We start from the raw sequence: 18,310 nt of genomic DNA, 5'->3' as shown, positions 1-18,310 counted from the left end.
CCGCTCTCCGGCATGTATAAGGTGCCGGAGAGCGGCTCCCGTATCGCACAGGAGCCAGGAAGAATCTTAAGACAAGCATTCCGTGATGGTCGCAAAGCGCGCGCAGCTCCGCCATGAAGCCCGCGGGCACCTCGTAAAAGCCACCCTCGCCCTGCACGGGTTCGACGATGATGGCGGCGACGCGGCCGGGTTCCAGGTCGGCCTTGAACAACTGCTGCAAGGCCTTCAGGGCGTCCTCCTTGGAAACGCCGTGCAGCGGATTCGGGAAGGGCAGGTGCCAGACATCGGGCATCATCGGCCCGAAGCCCGCCTTGTAGGGCTGGACCTTGCCGGTCAGCGCCATGCCCATAAAGGTCCGCCCGTGAAATCCGCCCGCGAAACTGACGATGCCGGGACGGCCCGTGTAGTGGCGGGCGATCTTCACGGCATTCTCGACCGCCTCGGCCCCGGTGGTGGCGAAGATCGTCTTCTTGTCGAAATCGCCGGGAACCAGCGCGTTCAGACGCTCGGCCAGCGAAACGTAATTCTCGTAAGGCACGACCTGGTGGCAGGTATGGGTGAAGCGGTCCAGCTGCGCCTTGACGGCCTCGATCACGCGGGGATGGCGGTGGCCGGTGTTCACAACCGCGATGCCCGCCGCAAAGTCGATAAAGCGGTTGCCGTCGCGATCCCAGATTTCGGCGTTCTCGGCGCGTTCGGCATAGATCTGCGTGGTCATGCCGACGCCCCGGGAAATGGCGGCGTTCTTGCGGTCGGTCATGGTGGTCATCGGAATCGCTCCCTTGGCGGATTTGGCGGATGCTAGCGCAGCGCCTGCTCTCCGAACAGGCCCGCCCTTGCGCAGCCCGGGCCGCCGCGCGATGCTGGCCGCAAAGCCCCCCAGCGCCCCCTTCCGAGGACCGCATGACCATCACCCGTACCCTTGCCATTCTTGCCGCCGTCTCGGCCCTGACCGCCTGCCAGGACGCGGGCGAGCGGTCCGTTTCGATGCTGCGGCCGGGCAGCAGCTTCACCGTGGCCCGCATCGACGGCGCCCCCGCCCCGGCGGGCGTCACCTTCGACGTGGGCGAAGGCAGCCGCGTCACCGGCCGGGCGCCCTGCAACCGCTACAGCGGGCAGCTGACCCAGCGGAACGGCGCCATGACCGTCAGCGGCACCGTGATGACCCGCATGGCCTGCGCGGAAGCGGACCGCAACCTGGCCGAGATGCGCTTCGGCAACGCCCTGGGCAGCATCACCGCCGCCCGCCGACTGGGCGATGGCATCGCCCTGATCGACCCCGAGGGCAGGGAACGCATCGGCCTGGTTCCCGCAGACGGGAGCTGATCCGGTGTTCCCGATCCGCGACCACAACCCGTCGCTGCAAAGGCCCTGGGTCACTTACGGGCTGATCGCGGTCAACCTGGCGATGTTCCTGCTGACCTTGCCGGTGGTTCAGGGCGGCGAATGGCTGTGGACGCGGCTGGCGCTTTATCCCCTGGCGGTGATCCAGGGGGAACTGATGTGGGGCCTTCTGACCCACATGTTCCTGCATGGCGGGTTCATGCATTTCGCGGGAAACATGCTGTTTCTCTATATCTTCGGCGACAACCTGGAAGAACAGTTGGGCCGGCCGGGCTTTCTGGCCTTCTACCTGATCGCGGGCCTTGTGGCCGCCGCCGCCCAGATCGCGGCCGAACCGTTTTCGGCCATTCCCATGGTCGGCGCCTCGGGCGCGATCGCGGGCGTGATGGGCGGCTATCTGCTGCTGTTTCCGCGGGCAAAGGTCGACATCCTCGCCATCTTCATCGTCTTCTTCAAGGTCTTCACCCTGCCTGCCTGGGTGGTGCTGGGCGTCTGGCTGGCGATCCAGATCTTCGGCGGCTACACGACCCCGGGCGATCAGGGCGGGGTCGCCTACTGGGCCCATGCCGGGGGCTTTCTGGCGGGCGTCGTGCTGGCCCTGCCGCGTTTCCTGCGGCTTGGCGGAACGGGCTTCTGGGCCCGCACCCATGGCCATCCCCCGCATCCCGAGGTGGTTTATGTCCCGACCCGCATCCCGCGCGTGGGCCGCTAGGGTTTGATCCCCGCGCTCATGTGCCGCTTGCGGCCGAAACCCGGGCGCCGATCGACCTGGAACCCCGCGTCGGCCAGGGCGCGCCGCACCGCGCCCGCCGCCGTATAGGTGGCGAAACTGCCGCCCGGCGCGGTGCAGCGCCCGACATGAGCCATGATCCCGGGGTTCCACATCGCGGGGTTCTTGGCGGGGGAAAAGCCGTCCAGGAACCAGGCGTCCGCCCGGCCCTGCCAGGCCGGCAGGGTTTGCGCCACGTCCCCCCGCACCAGCCGCAATTCGACCGGGCCGACCTGAACGACATTGCGGCCCCAGCCTGCCCGAAGCCGCGCCGACAGATCCGCCAGTTCGGGAAAGGCCGCATGGGCCTGCTCCAGTTGCGGCAAGCTCATCGGCCAGGCTTCGAAACTGGTCATCACGACCGGCACGGCAGAGGCCTGCGCCAGCGCCAGGCAGTTCAGCCCGGTCCCGAAGCCCAGTTCCGCCACATGGAACCCGGGCCGCAGCCGCGCGGGCAGGCCGTTGCCGTCCAGAAAGACATGCCGCGTTTCCGCCAATCCGCCCGCAAGGCTGAAATAGGGATCGTCGAATCGGACGGACACCGGCACGCCGCCGTCCCGCCAGTCAAGCTGCGGGTGGCGGGCGGGGTCGTGATCGGGTAACGCGCTCATGAACGGCAGCTAGGGGAAAGGCACCGGCTTTGACAAGCGTCACGGTCGTCGGCGGCGGCATCTTCGGATTGAGTTGCGCGTGGGAGATGGTCCGGCGCGGCGCCCGCGTCCGCCTGATCGAGGCCCGGCGGATCGGGGCGGGATCCTCGGGCGGCCATGTCGGCGCGCTGGCCCCCCACGCGCCCGAAAACTGGAACCCGAAAAAGGCCTTTCAGCTGGACAGCCTGCTGCTGGCTCCGGCCTTCTGGGTGGGGGTCGAGGCCGCGTCCGGCCTGCCCTCCGGCTATGCGCGCACGGGCCGGCTGCAACCCGTGGCCGATGCGGCCGCCGCCGAACGCCTGCGCGACCGCATCGCCGCCGCAGCCGAACGCTGGCCCGCCGATTGCGCGATGGGCCTGACCGACGCCCCGGCTGGCGATCTGGTGCCCGAAAGCCCTTCGGGCTTCTGGCTGTTCGACGGCCTGACCGCCCGCCTGTCCCCGCGCGCGGCCGGCGCGGCGCTTGCCGCCGCCATCCGCAACCACGGCGGCGACATCGTCGAGGGTCAAGACCCCGGCTCCCTTGCCGGCGCGGTCCTCTGGGCCACCGGCACGCCCGGACTGGAGGATCTGTCCCGCGACCTGGGCCGACCCGTCGGCAAGGGCGTCAAGGGCCAATCGGCGCTGCTGCGATACGCCGCCCCCGACGCGCCGCAGGTTTTTGCCGACGGTCTGCATGTGGTGCCCCATGCCGATGGAACGGTGGCGGTTGGCTCGACCTCCCAGAACGATTACGCCGACCTGAACGTTGATGACCGCATCGACGCCCTGATCGCCAAGGCCCGCGGCATCTGCCCGCAACTGCGCGACGCCCCCGTGATCGACCGCTGGGCCGGCGCCCGCCCCCGTGCCCGGACCCGCGCCCCGATCCTCGGCCCCTGGCCGGGGCGCCCCGGCCACTACGTCGCCAATGGCGGCTTCAAGATCGGCTTCGGCATGGCTCCCAAGATCGCGCAGGTTGTGGCCGACCTGATCCTGAACGGTCATGACACCATCCCGGACGGCTTCCGGCTGTAACCTGCATTGGACCCCAAATATCCTCGGGGGGTCCGGGGGGCGAAGCGCCCCCGGCTTGCGCCTGCCGTCAGGCAGGCAAGGGCGACACGCCGATCACCAGCGGATGCAGATGCAGCAGCGCCGCCCAGACCAGCACCGCCAGCCCCAGCCGCTTCCATGTCACGCGGAACGTCCGGGGCAGCCCCGACCGCGCAACGCCCGACAGCGCGAAGATCCCCATCCCGCCAAAAAAGACCGCATGGGCCAGATCGCCGTTGGCGACCAGATGCGCGCCCGCCCACAGAGCAAAGGCCGCGACCAGCCCCGACATGCCGCGCGCCAGCGCAGCCGTCAGGATCGCCAGCGGCATGGCGGCATTGACCAGCCAGCGGCTCCACAAGGGCTGGTCCCACAGATGCACATAGGGCGCGCGCCCGGCCGCGACGATCAGCCAATACAAAAGCCCGATCGAAAGCAGGCTAAAGGCGGCCAGGTATCCCCGCCGTCCCAGGCGTCCGATCAGCCAGCCGCGCGGCCCGGGCAGCGCCGGGATCATGTGCGCGCCCAAAAAACAGATCCAGGCAAGCAGATATTCGATCCATCCGGTCATGGCCCCCATCTAGCCGCTTGCAGGCAGAGCCGCCAGCGGGTGAAACTGCGGCAAAAAGGACGCCCCATGACCAGCCGCCTTGACCACGCCTTTCAGGCCATCGACGCCGCCAATGCCCTTGATCCGAACCTGGACGAGGGCAAGCCCGCCAACCTGCTCTACGGCCAGCGGATGACCGAACAGCAGCAGCACCTGTTCCCCCGGGCCTCGGACCCGCTGCGGATCGCCTGCCGGGGCCAGCATATCGAACGCTGGCTTTTGCCGCGAGACGCCTATCCCATGGACCGGGCGGGCTATCTGCAATGGCGCCAGGAACAAGGCCGCCGCCACGCCGCCCGCATCGCGGGCATCATGGCCGATGCGGGCTATGGCGAGGACGACATCGCCCGGGCCCGCAAGATGCTGACCAAGCAGGGCCTCAAGCGCGACCCCGAGGTGCAGGCGCTAGAGGACGTGATCTGCTTCACCTTCATCCGCTGGTATCTGGGCGATTTCATGGCTGCGATTCCCGACGAGAAGATGGACCGCATCATCCAGAAGACCGCCGCCAAGATGTCCCCCGAGGGCCGCGCGCGGGCGCTGGAGGAGTTTCCCATGCCCGAGGCCCTGGCCCGGCATTTCCGCCCGTGACGCGCCCATGGTGACCAAGGCGATCATCGTATCGCACGGCCAACCGGGCGATCCCGGCCCGCAGCAGCGGGCCATCGAGGATCTGGCCGCCCGCGTCGCCGCCCGCGACCCCGGCTGCCCGGTCGCGGGCGCGACGCTGGCCATGCCCGGCGCCCTTGCGGCGGTGGCCGGCGACGACAGCCTGATCTATCCGATGTTCATGGCCGAGGGCTGGTTCACCCGCACCGAACTGCCCCGCCGCCTGGCGCAGGCGGGGGCGGGCGGGGCGCGGGTGCTGCGGCCCTTCGGCACCGATCCGGCCCTGCCCGGCCTGATCGTGGCGCAGGCCCATGGGGCGGCGGCCGCTCAGGGATGGGCGCCGCGGGACACCACGCTGCTGCTTTCGGCCCATGGCTCGCAACGCTCGCAGGCGTCCTTCGCCATCACCACCGCGCTTGCCGAAAGCATCGCCCCGCAGTTCGCGCGCGTCGTCACGGGCTTTGTCGAACAGGAACCCTTCATCGCCGACGCGGCAAGGGGCCTGAGCCGCGCCGTCAGCCTGCCCTTGTTCGCGCTGCGGGCCGAACATGTCCTGGACGACCTGCCCCAAGCCCTGGATCGGGCGGGCTTCACCGGCCCGCGCCTCGACCCCATCGGCCTTGCGCCCGAGGTGCCCGCCCTGATCGCAGCCAGCATCCGCGCGGCGCTATGACGGCCTGGCGTAATAGGCGTAACCCGCGACCTCGACGAACCCCAGCCGGTCATAGACCGCCCGGGCGCCCGCATTGGCGCGGCTGTCGGCCAGGCCGATCCGCGTGGCGCCGTGATCCGCGGCCCAGGCCGCGGCCTGCCGCATCATCCAGCCCGCCAGACCGCGGCGGCGGAACTGCGGCAGGACTTCGACCGCGTGGACCATGGCCGCCTCGCCCCCGATCGCGGCAAAGGCGGCGCCCGACGCGCGGTCGTCCATGCGGCCCAGGATCGCGGTCTTCGGTCCCGCCACGCGCTCCATCACCGCCTGGCGCGCCGGGTTGATGCTGCCTGACGACCAGATGTCCCGCTGGATCGCCAGGGGCGGCCAGACGGCGAAGGTCGTCAAGGGCGGGATCGGCTGGCCGGTCAGCGATGCCACGGGCGCCTGCATGATCGCGGTCGGCGTGTCTCGCCGGTATCCGGCGGCGGCCAGGGCGGCGATCAGGGCGCCGTCGCTGTCCGGCACGCGGAACATCGGCTGCTGGTTCCAGTCCCGATGGATCGCCTCGGCCGCCGCGATGTCCTCGGGCGCCCAGGTCCCAATGACGCGGGCCGAACTGACGCGCCCGCCGGCGCCAAGGCCGCGCCCCACCCGGAAGCCGCCCGCATCCGCGTATTCGGCGGCGGGCCAGGTCTCCTCGAAGGCCCGGGCCAGACCGGGCTCCATCAAAGCGACAGGCGCTGCTTCAGCGCCGCCATCGCCTGCGCCACGCGATCGGCGTCAAGGCCGCGCACCACCAGGTTCGTGCCCCAGCCTGTCGCGTCCTGGAAGGGATAGGAACCCAGCGACAGGTCGGGGTAATCGCCCGCCACGGCGCGCAGCCCCTCGGCCACGTCGCTTTCGCCGCGCCGGACCTCGACGCTCTGGGACTGGACGGGGCGGCCTCCGGGCAGGCGCGGGATCAGCCAGTCGACCATGCCGCGAAAAACCTCGGGCACGCCCGCCATCACATGGGTGTTGCCGATGGAAAAGCCCGGCGCGCCCGACACCGCGTTGTGGATCAGCGTCGCGCCCACCGGAATGCGGGCCATGCGCAGGCGGTTTTCGGTCAGGTCGTATCCCATCCGGTCGCAGCGGGCTTGCAGGATCGCGCGCGCCTCGGGGTGGATCTCGACCGTGGTGCCATGGGCATCGGCCACGGCGTCGGCGGTGATGTCGTCATGCGTCGGCCCGATGCCGCCCGACGTGAACAGCAGGTCGTAGTCCCCGCCCAGGCCGCGGTCCAGGGCGCGGATCGCCGCGACGATCCGGTCGTGGTCGTCGGCCACCACGCGGATTTCGCGCAGGTCGAAGCCGGTCGCGGACAGCACCTGCGCCAGGTGATGCGCGTTGCCTTCGCGGGTGCGGCCGGACAGAATCTCGTCCCCGATCACCAGGATCGCCGCCGTCGGATTGTCGGATTGCATCGCCCTGCCCCCTGAAACCTGTGCTGCCCCGCATCTATGCCCACGCGCGGGACTGGAACAAGTGGCCATGCGGGTCTATCTATGCGAGCGAACGAAAGGATCACCGATGGACCAGAGCCACATCACCAAGGAAGGCATCCGCATCCATGTGCGCGAGGATTTCGCGGGCATGCACAAGGCGGGCGCCGTGGCCGCGCAGATCCTGGACGAGGTCGGGCCGCTGGTCCGCCCCGGCGTCACCACCGGGGCGCTGGACGATTTCATCACCCGCCGCGTCCAGGACCTGGGCGTGACCTCGGCCACCATCGGTTATCGCGGCTATGAACATGCCAGCTGCATCAGCGTGAACCATGTCGTCTGCCACGGCATTCCCGGCGACAAGGTTCTGGCCGACGGCGACATCCTGAACATCGACGTGACGGTGATCGTCGACGGCTGGTACGGGGATAGCAGCCGCATGTATGTGGCGGGCAAGGCCTCGATCAAGGCGCGCCGGCTGATCCAGGTGACGCATGACGCGCTGATGAAGGGGATCGAGGCGGTGCGCCCCGGCGCCACCTTCGGCGACATCGGCGCGGCGATCCAGACCTATGCCGAAAGCCACGGCATGTCGGTGGTCCGCGACTTTTGCGGCCATGGCCTGGGCCGGGTTTTCCACGCCCCGCCCAACGTGCTGCATTTCGGCCGCCCCGGCAAGGGCCCGGCCCTCGAGGAAGGCATGTTCTTCACCATCGAGCCGATGATCAACCTGGGCCGCCCCGAAACCAAGGTGCTGGCCGATGACTGGACCGCCGTGACCCGCGACAAGTCCCTGTCCGCGCAGTTCGAACATTCCATCGGCGTCACCGCGGATGGCTGCGAGATCTTCACGGCTTCCGACAGGTTCTTCCCGGACCTCGGCTGAGGCGCCATTTGCGTCCCGCGATGGCACCGCCGGCAGGCGTTGCCGCCGGTGGAACCCGCACCGCAACGGTGCGGGCAGGCGGGCGGCGGAAAATCAGGCCCGGTCCGCCGGCGGCCTGACCCGCATCACCGCGCAATAAAGGGCGGGCACGAAAACCAGCGTGATCAGCGTGCCCGCGATGATGCCGCCCATCATGGCGAAGGCCATCGGTCCCCAGAACACCTGCCGCGCGATGGGGATCAGCGCCAGAGACGCCGCCGCGGCGGTCAGCAGGATCGGCCGGGCGCGGCTGTCGGAAGCCTCGAACACCGCCTGCCAGGGGTCGCGGCCCTTGTGCAGCAGTTCCTGGATCTCGTGGACCAGGATGACCGAGTTGCGGATCAGGATGCCGATCAGCGCCAGGATCCCCAGGATCGCCACGAACCCCATCGGCACGCCAAAGGGCACCAGCACCGCCACCACCCCGATCAGGCCCAGGGGCGCGGCGGCAAAGACGATCAGCGACAGGCGGAAGCTTTGCATCTGCATCATCACCAGCAGCGCCATGATCAGCAGCATCACGGGCACCACGGCCGCGATCGGCTCCTGGCTGTCGGCCGAGGTCTCGACCGTGCCGCCAACGGTGATGGTCACGTCGGACGGCAGCCCCTTCTGAAACTCGGCCACGGCGGGCGCCAGCGCATTGACCAGCGTGGCGGGCTGGTCGCTGGTCGAGATCGCCGCCTTGACGGTCACGGTGGGCAGCCCGTCGCGCTGCGCGATCAGCGGCTGTTCGGTCGCGTAGTCCATCGAAACGATCGAGACCAGGGGCGTGCCCCGGCCGCCGGTCAGTCTCAGTTGCAGGTTGCGGATCGAATCCAGCGAGGTGCGGTCATCCGCCTCGCCCCGCCCGACGACATCGATCAGGAAGATGTCGTCGCGCAGCTGCGTGACCGTCACGCCGGAAAACAGCGCCGACAGGGTATCGGCCACTTCCTGGCTGGTCACCCCCAACCGGCGCGCCTGGTCCTGGTCGATCTCCAGCCGGACCACCCGCGCAGGCTCGTTCCAGTCCATGGAGATGTCGCGCAGCCGCGGCTCTTTCGCCAGCACGGCTGCCAGATCGCGCGCGGCGTCGCGGGCGGCGTCGGCATCGGGGGCGCTGACGCGGTATTGCACGGGCTTGCCGACCGGAGGACCGATTTCCAGGTTTTTGACATAGATGTCGACCCCCGCGAATTCGCGCGCCGCCCGGTCCATGATCTGCGCCTTCAGGCGGTCGCGGGCGGCCAGATCCGGGGTCTGGATGACGATCTGGCCCATATAGGGTCCGGGGGTCGGCACATCCATCGCCAGCACGAAGCGCGGCGCGCCGCTGCCGACATAGGATGTCCAGAACAGCACGTCGTCGTGGCCGGCCAGCATCTCCTCCAGCCGGTCCATGTCCGCGCGCGTTTTGGCGATCGAGGTGTTCTGGCGTTCGGCGATGTCGACCAGAACCTCGGTCCGGTCCGAGGTGGGGAAGAACTGCTGTTCGACAAAGCGCATTCCCCAGACGGATGCGGCAAACAGCGCCAGGGTGAGGGCGATGACGATCCATTTGCGGCGCATCGACCACAGCAGCAGCCCGTGGAACCGCCGCCGCAGCCAACCCGGCTTGTGTTCGTGATGCGCCGCATAGGGGCGCAGAAAGGCGACCCCCAGCAGCGGCGCGAACAGCACCGCGACGACCCAGGAAATCACCAGCGACACCGCGATCACCACGAACAGCGAAAAGGTGAACTCCCCCGCCGCCGAACTGTTCAGCCCGATGGGGATAAAGCCCGCCACCGTGACCAGCGTGCCCGTCAGCATCGGGAAGGCGATCGAGGTCCAGGCATAGCTGGCGGCGCTTTCCAGCGACTCGCCGATCTCCAGGCGGGAAATCATCGTTTCGATGGCGATCATCGCGTCATCGACCAGCAGGCCCAGCGCGATGATCAGCGCCCCCAGGGAAATGCGCTGCAAGGTGATGCCGTACAGGTCCAGGATCACAAAGGTGATCGCCAGCACCAGAGGTATGGTCAGCGTGACCACGAAGCCCGCGCGGAAGCCCAGGCTGACGAAGCTGACGACAAGGACGATCAGCACGGCCTCGGCGAGGGCGGTGACGAAATGGCCCACGGCGTCGTCGACGACATGCGGCTGGTCGGCCACCTTGGCCATTTCGATCCCGATCGGCAGGTCGGCGGCGACGCGCTTCATCAGGGCGTCCAGCTCCTTGCCGAATTCCAGGATGTTCTCGCCCTCGCGCATGCCGATCTGCAAACCGATGGCGGGCTTGCCGTTGTGGCGGAACAGCGACTGCGGCGGATCCTGATAGCCGCGCGTGACGGTTGCCACGTCGCCCAGGTTGAAGAAGCGTTCGCCCACGCGCAGGTTGACGGCGGCGATGGAATCGGCATCGTCGAACTGCCCGCCCACGCGGACCAGCACCTGTTCCGGCCCGGCCTGGATGACGCCCGAGGGCGAGATGGCGTTCTGCTGGGCCAGGGTGGCGATCACCTCCTGCTGGTTCAGCCCGAGCGCGGCCAGACGGGCGGCCGAGAATTCCAGATAGATCTGCTCGGCCTGCTCGCCCAGAAGCTCGGTCTTGCCGGCGGCGTCCAGGGCCGCGACCTGCTTGCGGATGCGTTCCACCCGGTCGCGCAGCTCGCGCGGGCTGAACCCGTCGGCGGTGAAGGCATAGATGTTGCCGTACACGTCGCCGAAATCGTCGTTGAACTGGAACCCTGCGAATTCCTGCGGAAATTCGGGCCGGATGTCGGACATCATGTCGCGCACGCGCTTCCAGATCTCGGGCACGCGGGGGCCGCGGGTGGTGTCCAGCAACTCGACGTAAACGACCGCCTGCCCCGGCATGGTGACCGACCGCGTGAAGTAAAGCTCGTCCAGCTCCTCCAGCTTTTTCTCGATGCGCGTCGTGACCTGGTTCAGCGTTTCGTCGATGGTGGCGCCGGGCAGGGCGGCGCTGATCACCATGGTCTTGATGGTGAAGTTCGGGTCTTCCTCGCGCCCGAGATTGTTGTAGCTGAGCGCCCCCGCCACAAGCGAGACGATCAAAAGGAACCACACGAAGCTGCGGTGTTGCAGCGCCCAGTCGGACAGGTTGAAACGCTTCATGGCTGGACCCTTGGCCCCACGGGCTGGCCGTCGGCCAGCGAATTGACGCCCCGGATCACCACCTCATCGCCCGGCTCCAGCCCTTCGCCGATCAGCACGCTGTCCTGGAATTCGGCGGCGGGCGTGATGCGCACGGCCTCGACGCGGGCGGCATCGCCCTGGCGCAGGACGCGCCAGACATGGGGGGCGCCGTCGCGCCGGAAGATCGCCGCAGCCGACAGCATCAGCGCGGGTTCGGCGGCGGTGCCCAGCCGGGCGCGGACCAGCGCGCCAAGGCGGAAGGGGGAATCGGGCGGCAGGGTCAGATAAAGCCTGCGCGTGCGGGTCGCGGCATCGGCGATCGGGTCGATCCGGTCCAGCACGGCGCGGACCTGCCGGTCGGGATCGGTGCGCTGCCAGACGGTGAAGACGGCATCGCCGGGCAGGCCCGCCAGGGCCGATTCGGGCAGGTCGATCACCGCCTCGCGCTGATCCTCGGCCGAGAGTTGCAGAACCGGCGTTCCCGCGCTCAGCACGCTGCCGGGGGCCTCGTAAACGGCGCTGACCACGCCCGAGAAGGGCGCGATCATGCGCGCGTAGCCCTGCGCATCCTGCGCCTGCACCAGGGCGGAGCGCGCCTGTTCGGCGCCCGCCTCGGCGGCGGCGGCGGCGCGCTGCGCCTGTTCCAGTTGCGCGGCGCTGGCGACATTGCGGGCGGCCAGCGCCCTTGTCCGTTCCAGCGTCAGGCGGGCGGTGTCGCGCTGGACCTCGGCGGCGGCCAGGGCTGCTTCGGCGGCGCGGGTGGTCGCCTCCAGATCCTCGGCGGCGAGGTTGGCAAGCACGTCGCCCTGCCGGACCCGGTCGCCCAGATCGACATCGCGCGACACCATCCGCCCCAGCGTCTGAAAGGCCATCGTCACCTGCGTGCGCGAGGCCACGACGCCGGGGATCCACCGCGCATCCTCGCCCCGGTCCTCGACGATCTCGGACACCACGGGGCGGATCGGAACGTCCTCCTGCGCCTGCGAGCTGAAGTCGAGCCATGCGGGCAGGTCCAAGGCGCGGGCGGGCGCGGCAAAGGAAAGCGCGGCAAGCAGGACGATCGGCATCCTCATGGCAGCGCCTCGGCCTGCTGGACCTGGCGGCCCGGATAAAGAAGCTGCGAACCCGCCCCCACCACCACATCGCCCGCCTGGATGCCGCCGGACAGATACACCACGTCATTGGCGAAATGGCCGATGCTCACCGGCACCAGGCTGACCCGGTTGTCCCGGTCCACGCGCCAGACGGCCGGCCGGTCGCCGTCGCGCATCAGCGCCGTCCAGGGCACGGCGATGCCGGTATCGGCGGCGATGTCCACATGGCCGCGCACGGCGGCCCCCAGCAGCGCGGTGTCGCCGTCCACATCGTCGATGCTGACGCGCAGGGTGACGGTTCCCGTGGCCGGATCGACCAGGGGCGAGATTTCCGTCACCCTGCCCCGCATTCCGGGCCGGTCGATGTCGATGGTGTCCAGCCGGACCGAGGTGCCCAGGGCACTGTCCAGTCCGGGATGGTCGGGGGCCGCGAATTCGGCCTCCAGACCCTCCAGCGTGGCGATGGTCAGCACCACCTGGGCCGCGCCGACGATCTGGCCGGGGGCCATGTCGCGGCCCGTCACCACGGCATCCGTGGGCGCGCGCAGGATCGTGTCGCCCACCGCGCGCCGGGCCTGGTCCAGCGTGCTTTCGGCCCGCTCGGCATTGCCCTGGGCCTCGGACAGGGCTTGCAGGGCCTCGTCGCGGGCGGCGCGGGTGCCGACGCCGCGTGCCAGCAGCGCCTCGGCCCGGTCGCTGGCCTGCCGGGCCTGCGCCAGACCGGCGCGGGCGGCGGCCAGCCCGGCCTCGGCCACGCGCAGGGCCTGGTCCTGCTGGACCGAATCCAGGCGCGCCAGTTCCTGCCCCTGGGCCACGCGGTCGCCTTCGTCCACCAGCACGCGGATCACCCGCCCGGCCTGGCGGAAGCTCAGCTCGACGCTGTCGGTGGCGGTGATGCTGCCCGACAGTTGCAGGTCAAGCTGGACCGCCCTTTCCCGGGCCGCGACCAGTTCGACGCGCAACGGGCCGTCCTGCGCCAGCAGCGGGGATGCGCCTGCACCCACAGCAAAGACCAGTGCCAATCCCAACGCGCGCATAAACCTGTCCCATCGAATGCGGCATTTGTGCGTCACAATCGTGAAAGACGAAAGACCCCGCCTTTATGTCACCGCGGCCTTGTGATGAAACTTTTCGGCATCCCACGAGCCGTCGCGCAGGATCCGGGCCAGCGTCCCGACCGCGCGGTTCACGTCGTCGTTGCCGTTGTAAAGCGGCGCAAAGCCGAAGCGCAGCACGTCGGGCGCGCGGAAATCGCCCACCACCCCCGCCGCGATCAGCGCCTGCATGACCGCATGGCCCTGCGGATGGCGGAAGCTGACCTGAGAACCCCGCAGCGCCGGATCGCGGGGCGAATTCAGCGTCACCTCCGGGCACTCCGCTTCGACCCCCGCGATAAAGGCCTGGGTCAATTCGACCGACCGGGCGCGCAGGTCGGGCATCGCCACCCCGTCCCAGACATCCAGCGCGGCGTCCAGCGCCGTCAGGGCGATCACCGGGGGCGTGCCGACGCGCATCCGTTCGATCCCCGCGGCAGGGCGGTAGCCCCCCTCGAAGGCAAAGGGCGCGTCATGGCCCATCCAGCCTTGCAGGATCGGCTGGGCCGCATCGGCGTGGCGGGGATGGGTCCAGATGAAGGCCGGCGCGCCCGGTCCGCCGTTGAGATACTTGTAGGTGCAGCCGACCGCGAAATCGGCATCCGCCCCGGTCAGATCCACATCGACGGCGCCCGCCGAATGGGCCAGATCCCACAAGGTCAGCGCGCCCGCGTCATGGGCCCTGGCCGTCAGCGCGGCCATGTCGTGGCGGCGGCCGGTGCGGTAATCGACCTCGGTCAGCATCAGGACGGCCAGGTCGGGGGTGATCGCGGCCTCGACATCCTCGGGGGCGACCACGCGCAGCTCGGCCCCCACGGCGCGGGCCAGCCCCTCGGCCACATAAAGGTCGGACGGGAAGTTGCCGCTGTCCGACAGGATCGCCCGGCGCCCGGGACGCAGCGCCAGGGCCGCACTCAGCGCCTGGAACACCTTGATCGACAGCGTGTCGCCCATCACCACCTCGCCCGGACCCGCGCCGATCAGGCGCGCGATGCGGTCGCCCACGCGGCGCGGCTGGACATACCAGCCCGCCTTGTTCCAGCCGGCGATCAGCATGTCCGACCACTCGTCCGCCATCATCCGCGCCACGCGGTCGGCAGCGGCGACGGGCATCGGCCCCAGCGAATTGCCGTCCAGATAGGTGATCCCGGAGGGCAGGTGAAAGGCGCGGCGGGTGGCGGCGAAATCGGTCATGAAGGTTCCTCGTCTTGACCCCGACAGTATCAGCGGCCTTTCCTGCCGGAAAGAGAGAGGCAGGATGATCTATCACATCACCGACTGGGACGACGCCTATGCGAACACCGTCCATATCCCCCGGGGCGAAGGCTTCGTGGCGCGCTGGCAGGACGCCTCTGCCCGATTTCGCGCGGGCCGCCCGCCCGAGCCGCTGGGCCGCGGCCACCTGTTCCGCCCGTCGGGCCCCGCGCGGGGGCTGATGGTCTTTGTCCATGGCGGCTACTGGATGGAATCCGGCCCCGGCTTCTGGTCGCATCTGGCGGCAGGCGCGCTGGCGCGGGACTGGGCAGTCGCCTTGCCCCCCTATACCCTGGCGCCCGCGGCGCGTATCGCGCGCATGGTGCGAGAGCTGGCCGCCGCCATCGCCGAGGCGGCGGCGCGGGTGGACGGTCCCATCGCCCTGACCGGCCACTCGGCGGGCGGGCATCTGGCGGCGCGGATGATCTGCCCCGATGCGCTGCCCGATGCGGTGGCGGCGCGGGTCACGGCTTGCGTGCCGATCTCTCCGCTGGCCGACCTGCGCCCGCTGCTGCGCACGGCGATGAACGCCACGCTGCGGCTGGACGAGGCCGAAGCGGCGGCGGAAAGCCCGGCCCTGCTGGCCCCGCGCCCCGGCATTCCCGTCACCACCTGGGTCGGCGGGTCGGAGCGGCCCGAGTTCATCCGCCAGGCCAGGCTTCTGGCCAATGTCTGGGCCGGCCTGGGCGCCGCGACCGATTGCGTCATTGACCCCGGCCGCCACCATTTCGACGTGATCGAGGGGTTGGAGCGGGCGGACAGCCCGTTGATGAACAGATTGCTGGCGTCATGAAGCGCAGCGCGATCCTTGGCCTGATTGCCCTCGCGGGCCTGCCGCAGGCTGGTTCGGGGCAAAGGTTCTGACGCCGGACCGGGATCGCGTGAACGAAGGAATTTCCCTGTTCGTGGAACAATGCCTGCCCTTGGTGCGGCATGAAAGACCTGTTCCCGGATCCCGGCTGGTGCAGATGAAGCTTTGGCCGCAGGAGGAGACGTGGTTCGACCCCCGCAGCGGCTGGCTGCCGACCCGCAGCAAGGGCGGGTGCAGCATCGAAGACACGCTCCGGCCCTTGACCATGGAAGACCGGGACCGATTGGCCGCGCTTGCCGCCGACATGGTTTCGTCGAAACTGCCCGTTCTTGAAGCCGAGGCCGATAACGGGTCGTTCGGATTCGATCTGATGAAATACTGGGTTCAATACCCGCGCGGCGACAAGCGCCGGTGGGGAGTCGAGCTGTCGCGATCCACGTGGCATGGCCCCGGCAGCGACACGCTTCTAAAGATTTCGCAGCCGCCTGAACCGATCACCCCGTGAAATCCGCCACCCTTGCCCCGGTCAGGTCCAGCAGCGCCCTTGGCGCGATGGCGAAGACGTGGCGCGGCGTGCCCGCAGCCGCCCAGACCCTGTCGAAATCCAGCAGGCGCGGATCGAAAAAGGCCGTCACCGGCTTCAGATGCCCTACGGGCGCGACGCCGCCGATGGCAAAGCCCGTTTCCTCGCGGATCAGCGCGGCATCGGCCTTGCCCAGCGGCTGACCCGCAACGGCCGTGGCGCGGGCCGGATCGACCCGGTTGCCGCCCGCAGTCAGGAACAGGACGACATGGCCGGTCTCCTCGCCGCGAAAGATGATCGACTTGGCGATCTGGTCCACCGTGCAGCCCGCCGCCCGCGCCGCATCGGCGGCCGTGCGGGTGCCGTCCGACATTTCCAGGATCTCGGCGGAAAGGCCCGCCCTGTCCAGCGCCGTTCTGACCCGTGCCAGGCTCTTGCTCATCCCCGCCCCCCTGTTCTTGCCGCAAGATCCTTAGCGAGCCGGGCAAGCCGGGGGAAGCCCCGCGCCGGTTTTCGTTGCGGCGCGGCGCCACTCGTGCTGTTGCAGGGAAACAATCCACCAAGGAGACCCGGCCCATGAACGTCTATACCCTGCTGGTCGAGGTGGGCCGCACCAAGGACGACGGCCTGCCCGACGGGTCCACCGGCGCCGCGCTGATCTGCTATGCCGCGGGCCGCGACGAGGCCGAGGCGGTGCGCGAAACCGTTGCGATCCTGAAGCAGGCGGATCTCGCGCCGCTGGACGTGACCGGATACGGCACGCTGGACGAACGCCTGGCCGAGGGCCACGAGATCGACAACGAGGAACGCGCCCTGATGCAACGGGCCTTGGACGAGAACTCGGTCGTCATCGCGCAGATGCAGCCCTTTTTCAAAGGTTGCGAAGGCGCGTCGGACGACAACGACACGTTGCACTGAAAGGCTTCCGGCCTATTCAAGCAAGGTCCCATTCGCTAGACTGCCTGCCAACCAGAACAGCAGCAGTTACGGACAGGCGATCCCCATGAGTTTTTCCCGCATCTTCCTGACCACCGCCTTGGTGGGTGCCCTTGCATCATGCGCGGGCCCGATGAACCGCGCGCCGGGCGCGACGGGGGGCAGCGCCCCGGTCACGCCCGCGCCGATCCCCGCGGCCTCGGCCGGGGACGAGGCGGGCTTGCAGAATTTCGTTCAATCCTTCCGGCCGCGCGCCATCGCCTCGGGCGTATCGCCCGCCACCTATGACCGCGCCATGCGCATCGCCCGCTACAACCCCGAGGTGATCCGCCTGGACCGCAAGCAGGCCGAGTTCTCGCGCCCCGTCTGGCTTTATCTGGACAGCGCGGTATCCGACGTGCGCGTGACAACCGGACGGCAGAAGGCCGCGCAACTGGCCGGCATCCTGTCCCGGATCGAGGCCCGCTATGGCGTCCCGCGAGAGATCGTGCTGGCCGTCTGGGGGATGGAATCGAATTTCGGCGCCAACCGGGGCAAGATGCAGATCATCCCGTCGCTGGCGACGCTGGCCTATGACGGCCGCCGGGGCGAGATGTTCCAGAATCAGCTGATCGCCTCGCTGCGGATCCTCCAGTCGGGCGACACCGATCCCGAACACATGCTGGGAAGCTGGGCCGGGGCCATGGGCCACACGCAGTTCATGCCTACGTCCTACCTGGATTATGCCGTCGATTTCACCGGCGACGGGCGGCGCGACATCTGGTCGGACGACCCGACCGATTCGCTGGCATCCACCGCGAACTATCTGCGCCGCAACGGCTGGATCCCCGGCCAGGCCTGGGGGGCCGAGGTGCAGTTGCCGCCGGGCTTCAACATGGGCCTGGTCGGCAAGGGCACGCGGCGGTCGGACTGGGCAGCCCAGGGCGTGCGCCGGATCGGCGGCGGCGCGCTGCCCGGCGGCAACGGCTCGATCATCATGCCGGCGGGGGCGAACGGCCCGGCCTTCCTGATCCTCGACAACTTCCGCTCGATCCTGCGTTACAACAACTCGGACAACTACGCGCTTGGCGTGGCCTTCCTGGGCGAACGCATTGCGGGCCGCGCCGGCATCCAGGGATCGTGGCCGAGGAACGACCGCCCCTTGTCCACGTCGGAACGCCAGGAAATCCAGCAGCGCCTGCGCGCCAAGGGCTTTTACCAGGGCGAGATCGACGGGCTGTTCGGATCGGCCACGATGGAGTCCGTCGCGGCCTACCAGCGGTCAATCGGGGTGACGCCGGACGGATATCCGACGTCGATCCTGCTGGGGCAGTTGCGGCGGTGATGGAGAAAGGGGCGTCCGAAAGGGCGCCCTTATGGTTCAGGCGCCTTGGGCCCGTTGCGGTCACGACCCCT

The 18,310-nt window shown here is 69.3% G+C and carries 20 protein-coding genes; 10 read left to right on the top strand and 10 right to left on the bottom strand.

Annotated elements, in window-relative coordinates:
- Positions 1–769, bottom strand: a 769-nt coding sequence (locus ACFOM8_RS12245) for an aminotransferase class III-fold pyridoxal phosphate-dependent enzyme (protein ID WP_377761693.1), incomplete at its 3' end; no start/stop codon positions are given.
- Positions 770–903: 134 nt separating this feature from the next.
- Here ACFOM8_RS12245 and ACFOM8_RS12240 point away from each other — a divergent pair.
- Positions 904–1,326, top strand: a complete 423-nt coding sequence (locus ACFOM8_RS12240) for an META domain-containing protein (RefSeq protein ID WP_377761691.1) — start codon at positions 904–906, stop codon at positions 1,324–1,326.
- Positions 1,327–1,330: 4 nt separating this feature from the next.
- Positions 1,331–2,056, top strand: coding sequence for a rhomboid family intramembrane serine protease (locus ACFOM8_RS12235; RefSeq protein WP_377761689.1), 726 nt, complete (start codon positions 1,331–1,333; stop codon positions 2,054–2,056).
- Here ACFOM8_RS12235 and mnmD read toward each other — a convergent pair.
- Positions 2,053–2,724 (bottom strand): tRNA (5-methylaminomethyl-2-thiouridine)(34)-methyltransferase MnmD, encoded by a 672-nt coding sequence (gene mnmD, locus ACFOM8_RS12230; protein ID WP_377761688.1) that lies wholly within the window; start codon positions 2,722–2,724, stop codon positions 2,053–2,055. The two genes, ACFOM8_RS12235 and mnmD, sit on opposite strands and share 4 nt — an antisense overlap.
- A gap of 29 nt (positions 2,725–2,753) precedes the next feature.
- Here mnmD and ACFOM8_RS12225 point away from each other — a divergent pair, with 29 nt between their 5' ends.
- Positions 2,754–3,779 carry an NAD(P)/FAD-dependent oxidoreductase gene (locus ACFOM8_RS12225; RefSeq protein WP_377761686.1) on the top strand — a complete coding sequence of 342 codons (1,026 nt, stop codon included), beginning with the start codon at positions 2,754–2,756 and terminating at the stop codon, positions 3,777–3,779.
- Between the two features lie 67 nt (positions 3,780–3,846).
- Here ACFOM8_RS12225 and ACFOM8_RS12220 read toward each other — a convergent pair whose 3' ends face one another.
- Positions 3,847–4,368: an NnrU family protein gene (locus ACFOM8_RS12220; protein ID WP_377761684.1), complete on the bottom strand. Its 522-nt coding sequence runs from the start codon at positions 4,366–4,368 to the stop codon at positions 3,847–3,849.
- A gap of 66 nt (positions 4,369–4,434) precedes the next feature.
- On the opposite strand from ACFOM8_RS12220, the gene ACFOM8_RS12215 reads away from it, so the two are divergent.
- A complete protein-coding gene (locus tag ACFOM8_RS12215; protein ID WP_377761682.1) occupies positions 4,435–4,998 on the top strand; it encodes a DUF4202 domain-containing protein in 564 nt (187 codons plus the stop codon).
- A 7-nt stretch (positions 4,999–5,005) separates the two neighbouring features.
- Complete coding sequence (locus tag ACFOM8_RS12210) at positions 5,006–5,689, top strand: sirohydrochlorin chelatase (protein ID WP_377761680.1); 684 nt, start codon at positions 5,006–5,008, stop codon at positions 5,687–5,689.
- On the opposite strand, the gene ACFOM8_RS12205 is transcribed toward ACFOM8_RS12210, so the two are convergent.
- Both ACFOM8_RS12205 and ACFOM8_RS12200 read right to left on the bottom strand, forming a co-directional pair.
- Positions 5,684–6,397: a GNAT family N-acetyltransferase gene (locus ACFOM8_RS12205; RefSeq protein WP_377761679.1), complete on the bottom strand. Its 714-nt coding sequence runs from the start codon at positions 6,395–6,397 to the stop codon at positions 5,684–5,686. The two genes, ACFOM8_RS12210 and ACFOM8_RS12205, sit on opposite strands and share 6 nt — an antisense overlap.
- On the bottom strand, positions 6,397–7,137 hold the full coding sequence (locus ACFOM8_RS12200) for a competence/damage-inducible protein A (protein WP_377761678.1): 741 nt from the start codon (positions 7,135–7,137) through the stop codon (positions 6,397–6,399). Before ACFOM8_RS12200 ends, ACFOM8_RS12205 begins: the two co-directional genes overlap by 1 nt.
- Before the next feature lie 106 nt (positions 7,138–7,243).
- On the opposite strand from ACFOM8_RS12200, the gene map reads away from it, so the two are divergent.
- On the top strand, positions 7,244–8,041 hold the full coding sequence (map, locus tag ACFOM8_RS12195; protein ID WP_377761676.1) for a type I methionyl aminopeptidase: 798 nt from the start codon (positions 7,244–7,246) through the stop codon (positions 8,039–8,041).
- A gap of 93 nt (positions 8,042–8,134) precedes the next feature.
- Here map and ACFOM8_RS12190 read toward each other — a convergent pair whose 3' ends face one another.
- The 4 genes from ACFOM8_RS12190 to kynU form a co-directional block, all read right to left on the bottom strand.
- Positions 8,135–11,182 (bottom strand): efflux RND transporter permease subunit, encoded by a 3,048-nt coding sequence (locus tag ACFOM8_RS12190; RefSeq protein WP_377761674.1) that lies wholly within the window; start codon positions 11,180–11,182, stop codon positions 8,135–8,137.
- Entirely contained in the window at positions 11,179–12,276 is a 1,098-nt protein-coding gene (locus ACFOM8_RS12185) for an efflux RND transporter periplasmic adaptor subunit (protein WP_377761672.1), read from the bottom strand. The genes ACFOM8_RS12190 and ACFOM8_RS12185 overlap by 4 nt, the downstream gene beginning before the upstream one ends.
- Complete coding sequence (locus ACFOM8_RS12180) at positions 12,273–13,319, bottom strand: efflux RND transporter periplasmic adaptor subunit (RefSeq protein WP_377761671.1); 1,047 nt, start codon at positions 13,317–13,319, stop codon at positions 12,273–12,275. The genes ACFOM8_RS12185 and ACFOM8_RS12180 overlap by 4 nt, the downstream gene beginning before the upstream one ends.
- A 78-nt stretch (positions 13,320–13,397) precedes the next feature.
- Complete coding sequence (gene kynU, locus ACFOM8_RS12175) at positions 13,398–14,585, bottom strand: kynureninase (RefSeq protein WP_377761669.1); 1,188 nt, start codon at positions 14,583–14,585, stop codon at positions 13,398–13,400.
- Between the two features lie 64 nt (positions 14,586–14,649).
- Between kynU and ACFOM8_RS12170 the strand changes: the two genes are divergently transcribed.
- Positions 14,650–15,438 carry an alpha/beta hydrolase gene (locus ACFOM8_RS12170; protein ID WP_377761667.1) on the top strand — a complete coding sequence of 263 codons (789 nt, stop codon included), beginning with the start codon at positions 14,650–14,652 and terminating at the stop codon, positions 15,436–15,438.
- 175 nt (positions 15,439–15,613) lie between these two features.
- On the top strand, positions 15,614–15,961 hold the full coding sequence (locus ACFOM8_RS12165; protein ID WP_377761665.1) for a hypothetical protein: 348 nt from the start codon (positions 15,614–15,616) through the stop codon (positions 15,959–15,961).
- Here ACFOM8_RS12165 and ACFOM8_RS12160 read toward each other — a convergent pair.
- Positions 15,951–16,421, bottom strand: a complete 471-nt coding sequence (locus ACFOM8_RS12160) for a YbaK/EbsC family protein (protein WP_377761663.1) — start codon at positions 16,419–16,421, stop codon at positions 15,951–15,953. The genes ACFOM8_RS12165 and ACFOM8_RS12160 overlap by 11 nt on opposite strands.
- Before the next feature lie 134 nt (positions 16,422–16,555).
- Between ACFOM8_RS12160 and ACFOM8_RS12155 the strand changes: the two genes are divergently transcribed.
- On the top strand, positions 16,556–16,897 hold the full coding sequence (locus tag ACFOM8_RS12155) for a hypothetical protein (protein ID WP_377761661.1): 342 nt from the start codon (positions 16,556–16,558) through the stop codon (positions 16,895–16,897).
- A gap of 85 nt (positions 16,898–16,982) precedes the next feature.
- Positions 16,983–18,239: a lytic murein transglycosylase gene (locus ACFOM8_RS12150; protein WP_377761659.1), complete on the top strand. Its 1,257-nt coding sequence runs from the start codon at positions 16,983–16,985 to the stop codon at positions 18,237–18,239.
- The last annotated feature ends 71 nt before the right edge of the window (positions 18,240–18,310 follow it).

It is taken from the genome of Paracoccus angustae (assembly GCF_042648745.1).
Taxonomy (GTDB): Bacteria; Pseudomonadota; Alphaproteobacteria; order Rhodobacterales; family Rhodobacteraceae; genus Paracoccus; species Paracoccus angustae.
Note: the sequence above shows the minus strand (reverse complement) of the source record. Positions and strands in the feature narration are given on the sequence as shown.

Excerpts from the sequence above, each read along its gene's own strand:
- ACFOM8_RS12165 (WP_377761665.1), top strand. The coding sequence starts at position 15,614 with ATGAAGCTTTGGCCGCAGGAGGAGACGTGGTTCGACCCCCGCAGCGGC.
- ACFOM8_RS12200 (WP_377761678.1), bottom strand. The coding sequence starts at position 7,137 with ATGCAATCCGACAATCCGACGGCGGCGATCCTGGTGATCGGGGACGAG.
- ACFOM8_RS12190 (WP_377761674.1), bottom strand. The coding sequence starts at position 11,182 with ATGAAGCGTTTCAACCTGTCCGACTGGGCGCTGCAACACCGCAGCTTC.
- ACFOM8_RS12150 (WP_377761659.1), top strand. The coding sequence starts at position 16,983 with ATGAGTTTTTCCCGCATCTTCCTGACCACCGCCTTGGTGGGTGCCCTT.
- ACFOM8_RS12205 (WP_377761679.1), bottom strand. The coding sequence starts at position 6,397 with ATGGAGCCCGGTCTGGCCCGGGCCTTCGAGGAGACCTGGCCCGCCGCC.
- mnmD (WP_377761688.1), bottom strand. The coding sequence starts at position 2,724 with ATGAGCGCGTTACCCGATCACGACCCCGCCCGCCACCCGCAGCTTGAC.
- ACFOM8_RS12160 (WP_377761663.1), bottom strand. The coding sequence starts at position 16,421 with ATGAGCAAGAGCCTGGCACGGGTCAGAACGGCGCTGGACAGGGCGGGC.
- ACFOM8_RS12240 (WP_377761691.1), top strand. The coding sequence starts at position 904 with ATGACCATCACCCGTACCCTTGCCATTCTTGCCGCCGTCTCGGCCCTG.
- kynU (WP_377761669.1), bottom strand. The coding sequence starts at position 14,585 with ATGACCGATTTCGCCGCCACCCGCCGCGCCTTTCACCTGCCCTCCGGG.
- ACFOM8_RS12215 (WP_377761682.1), top strand. The coding sequence starts at position 4,435 with ATGACCAGCCGCCTTGACCACGCCTTTCAGGCCATCGACGCCGCCAAT.
- map (WP_377761676.1), top strand. The coding sequence starts at position 7,244 with ATGGACCAGAGCCACATCACCAAGGAAGGCATCCGCATCCATGTGCGC.
- ACFOM8_RS12185 (WP_377761672.1), bottom strand. The coding sequence starts at position 12,276 with ATGAGGATGCCGATCGTCCTGCTTGCCGCGCTTTCCTTTGCCGCGCCC.
- ACFOM8_RS12170 (WP_377761667.1), top strand. The coding sequence starts at position 14,650 with ATGATCTATCACATCACCGACTGGGACGACGCCTATGCGAACACCGTC.
- ACFOM8_RS12155 (WP_377761661.1), top strand. The coding sequence starts at position 16,556 with ATGAACGTCTATACCCTGCTGGTCGAGGTGGGCCGCACCAAGGACGAC.
- ACFOM8_RS12220 (WP_377761684.1), bottom strand. The coding sequence starts at position 4,368 with ATGACCGGATGGATCGAATATCTGCTTGCCTGGATCTGTTTTTTGGGC.
- ACFOM8_RS12210 (WP_377761680.1), top strand. The coding sequence starts at position 5,006 with ATGGTGACCAAGGCGATCATCGTATCGCACGGCCAACCGGGCGATCCC.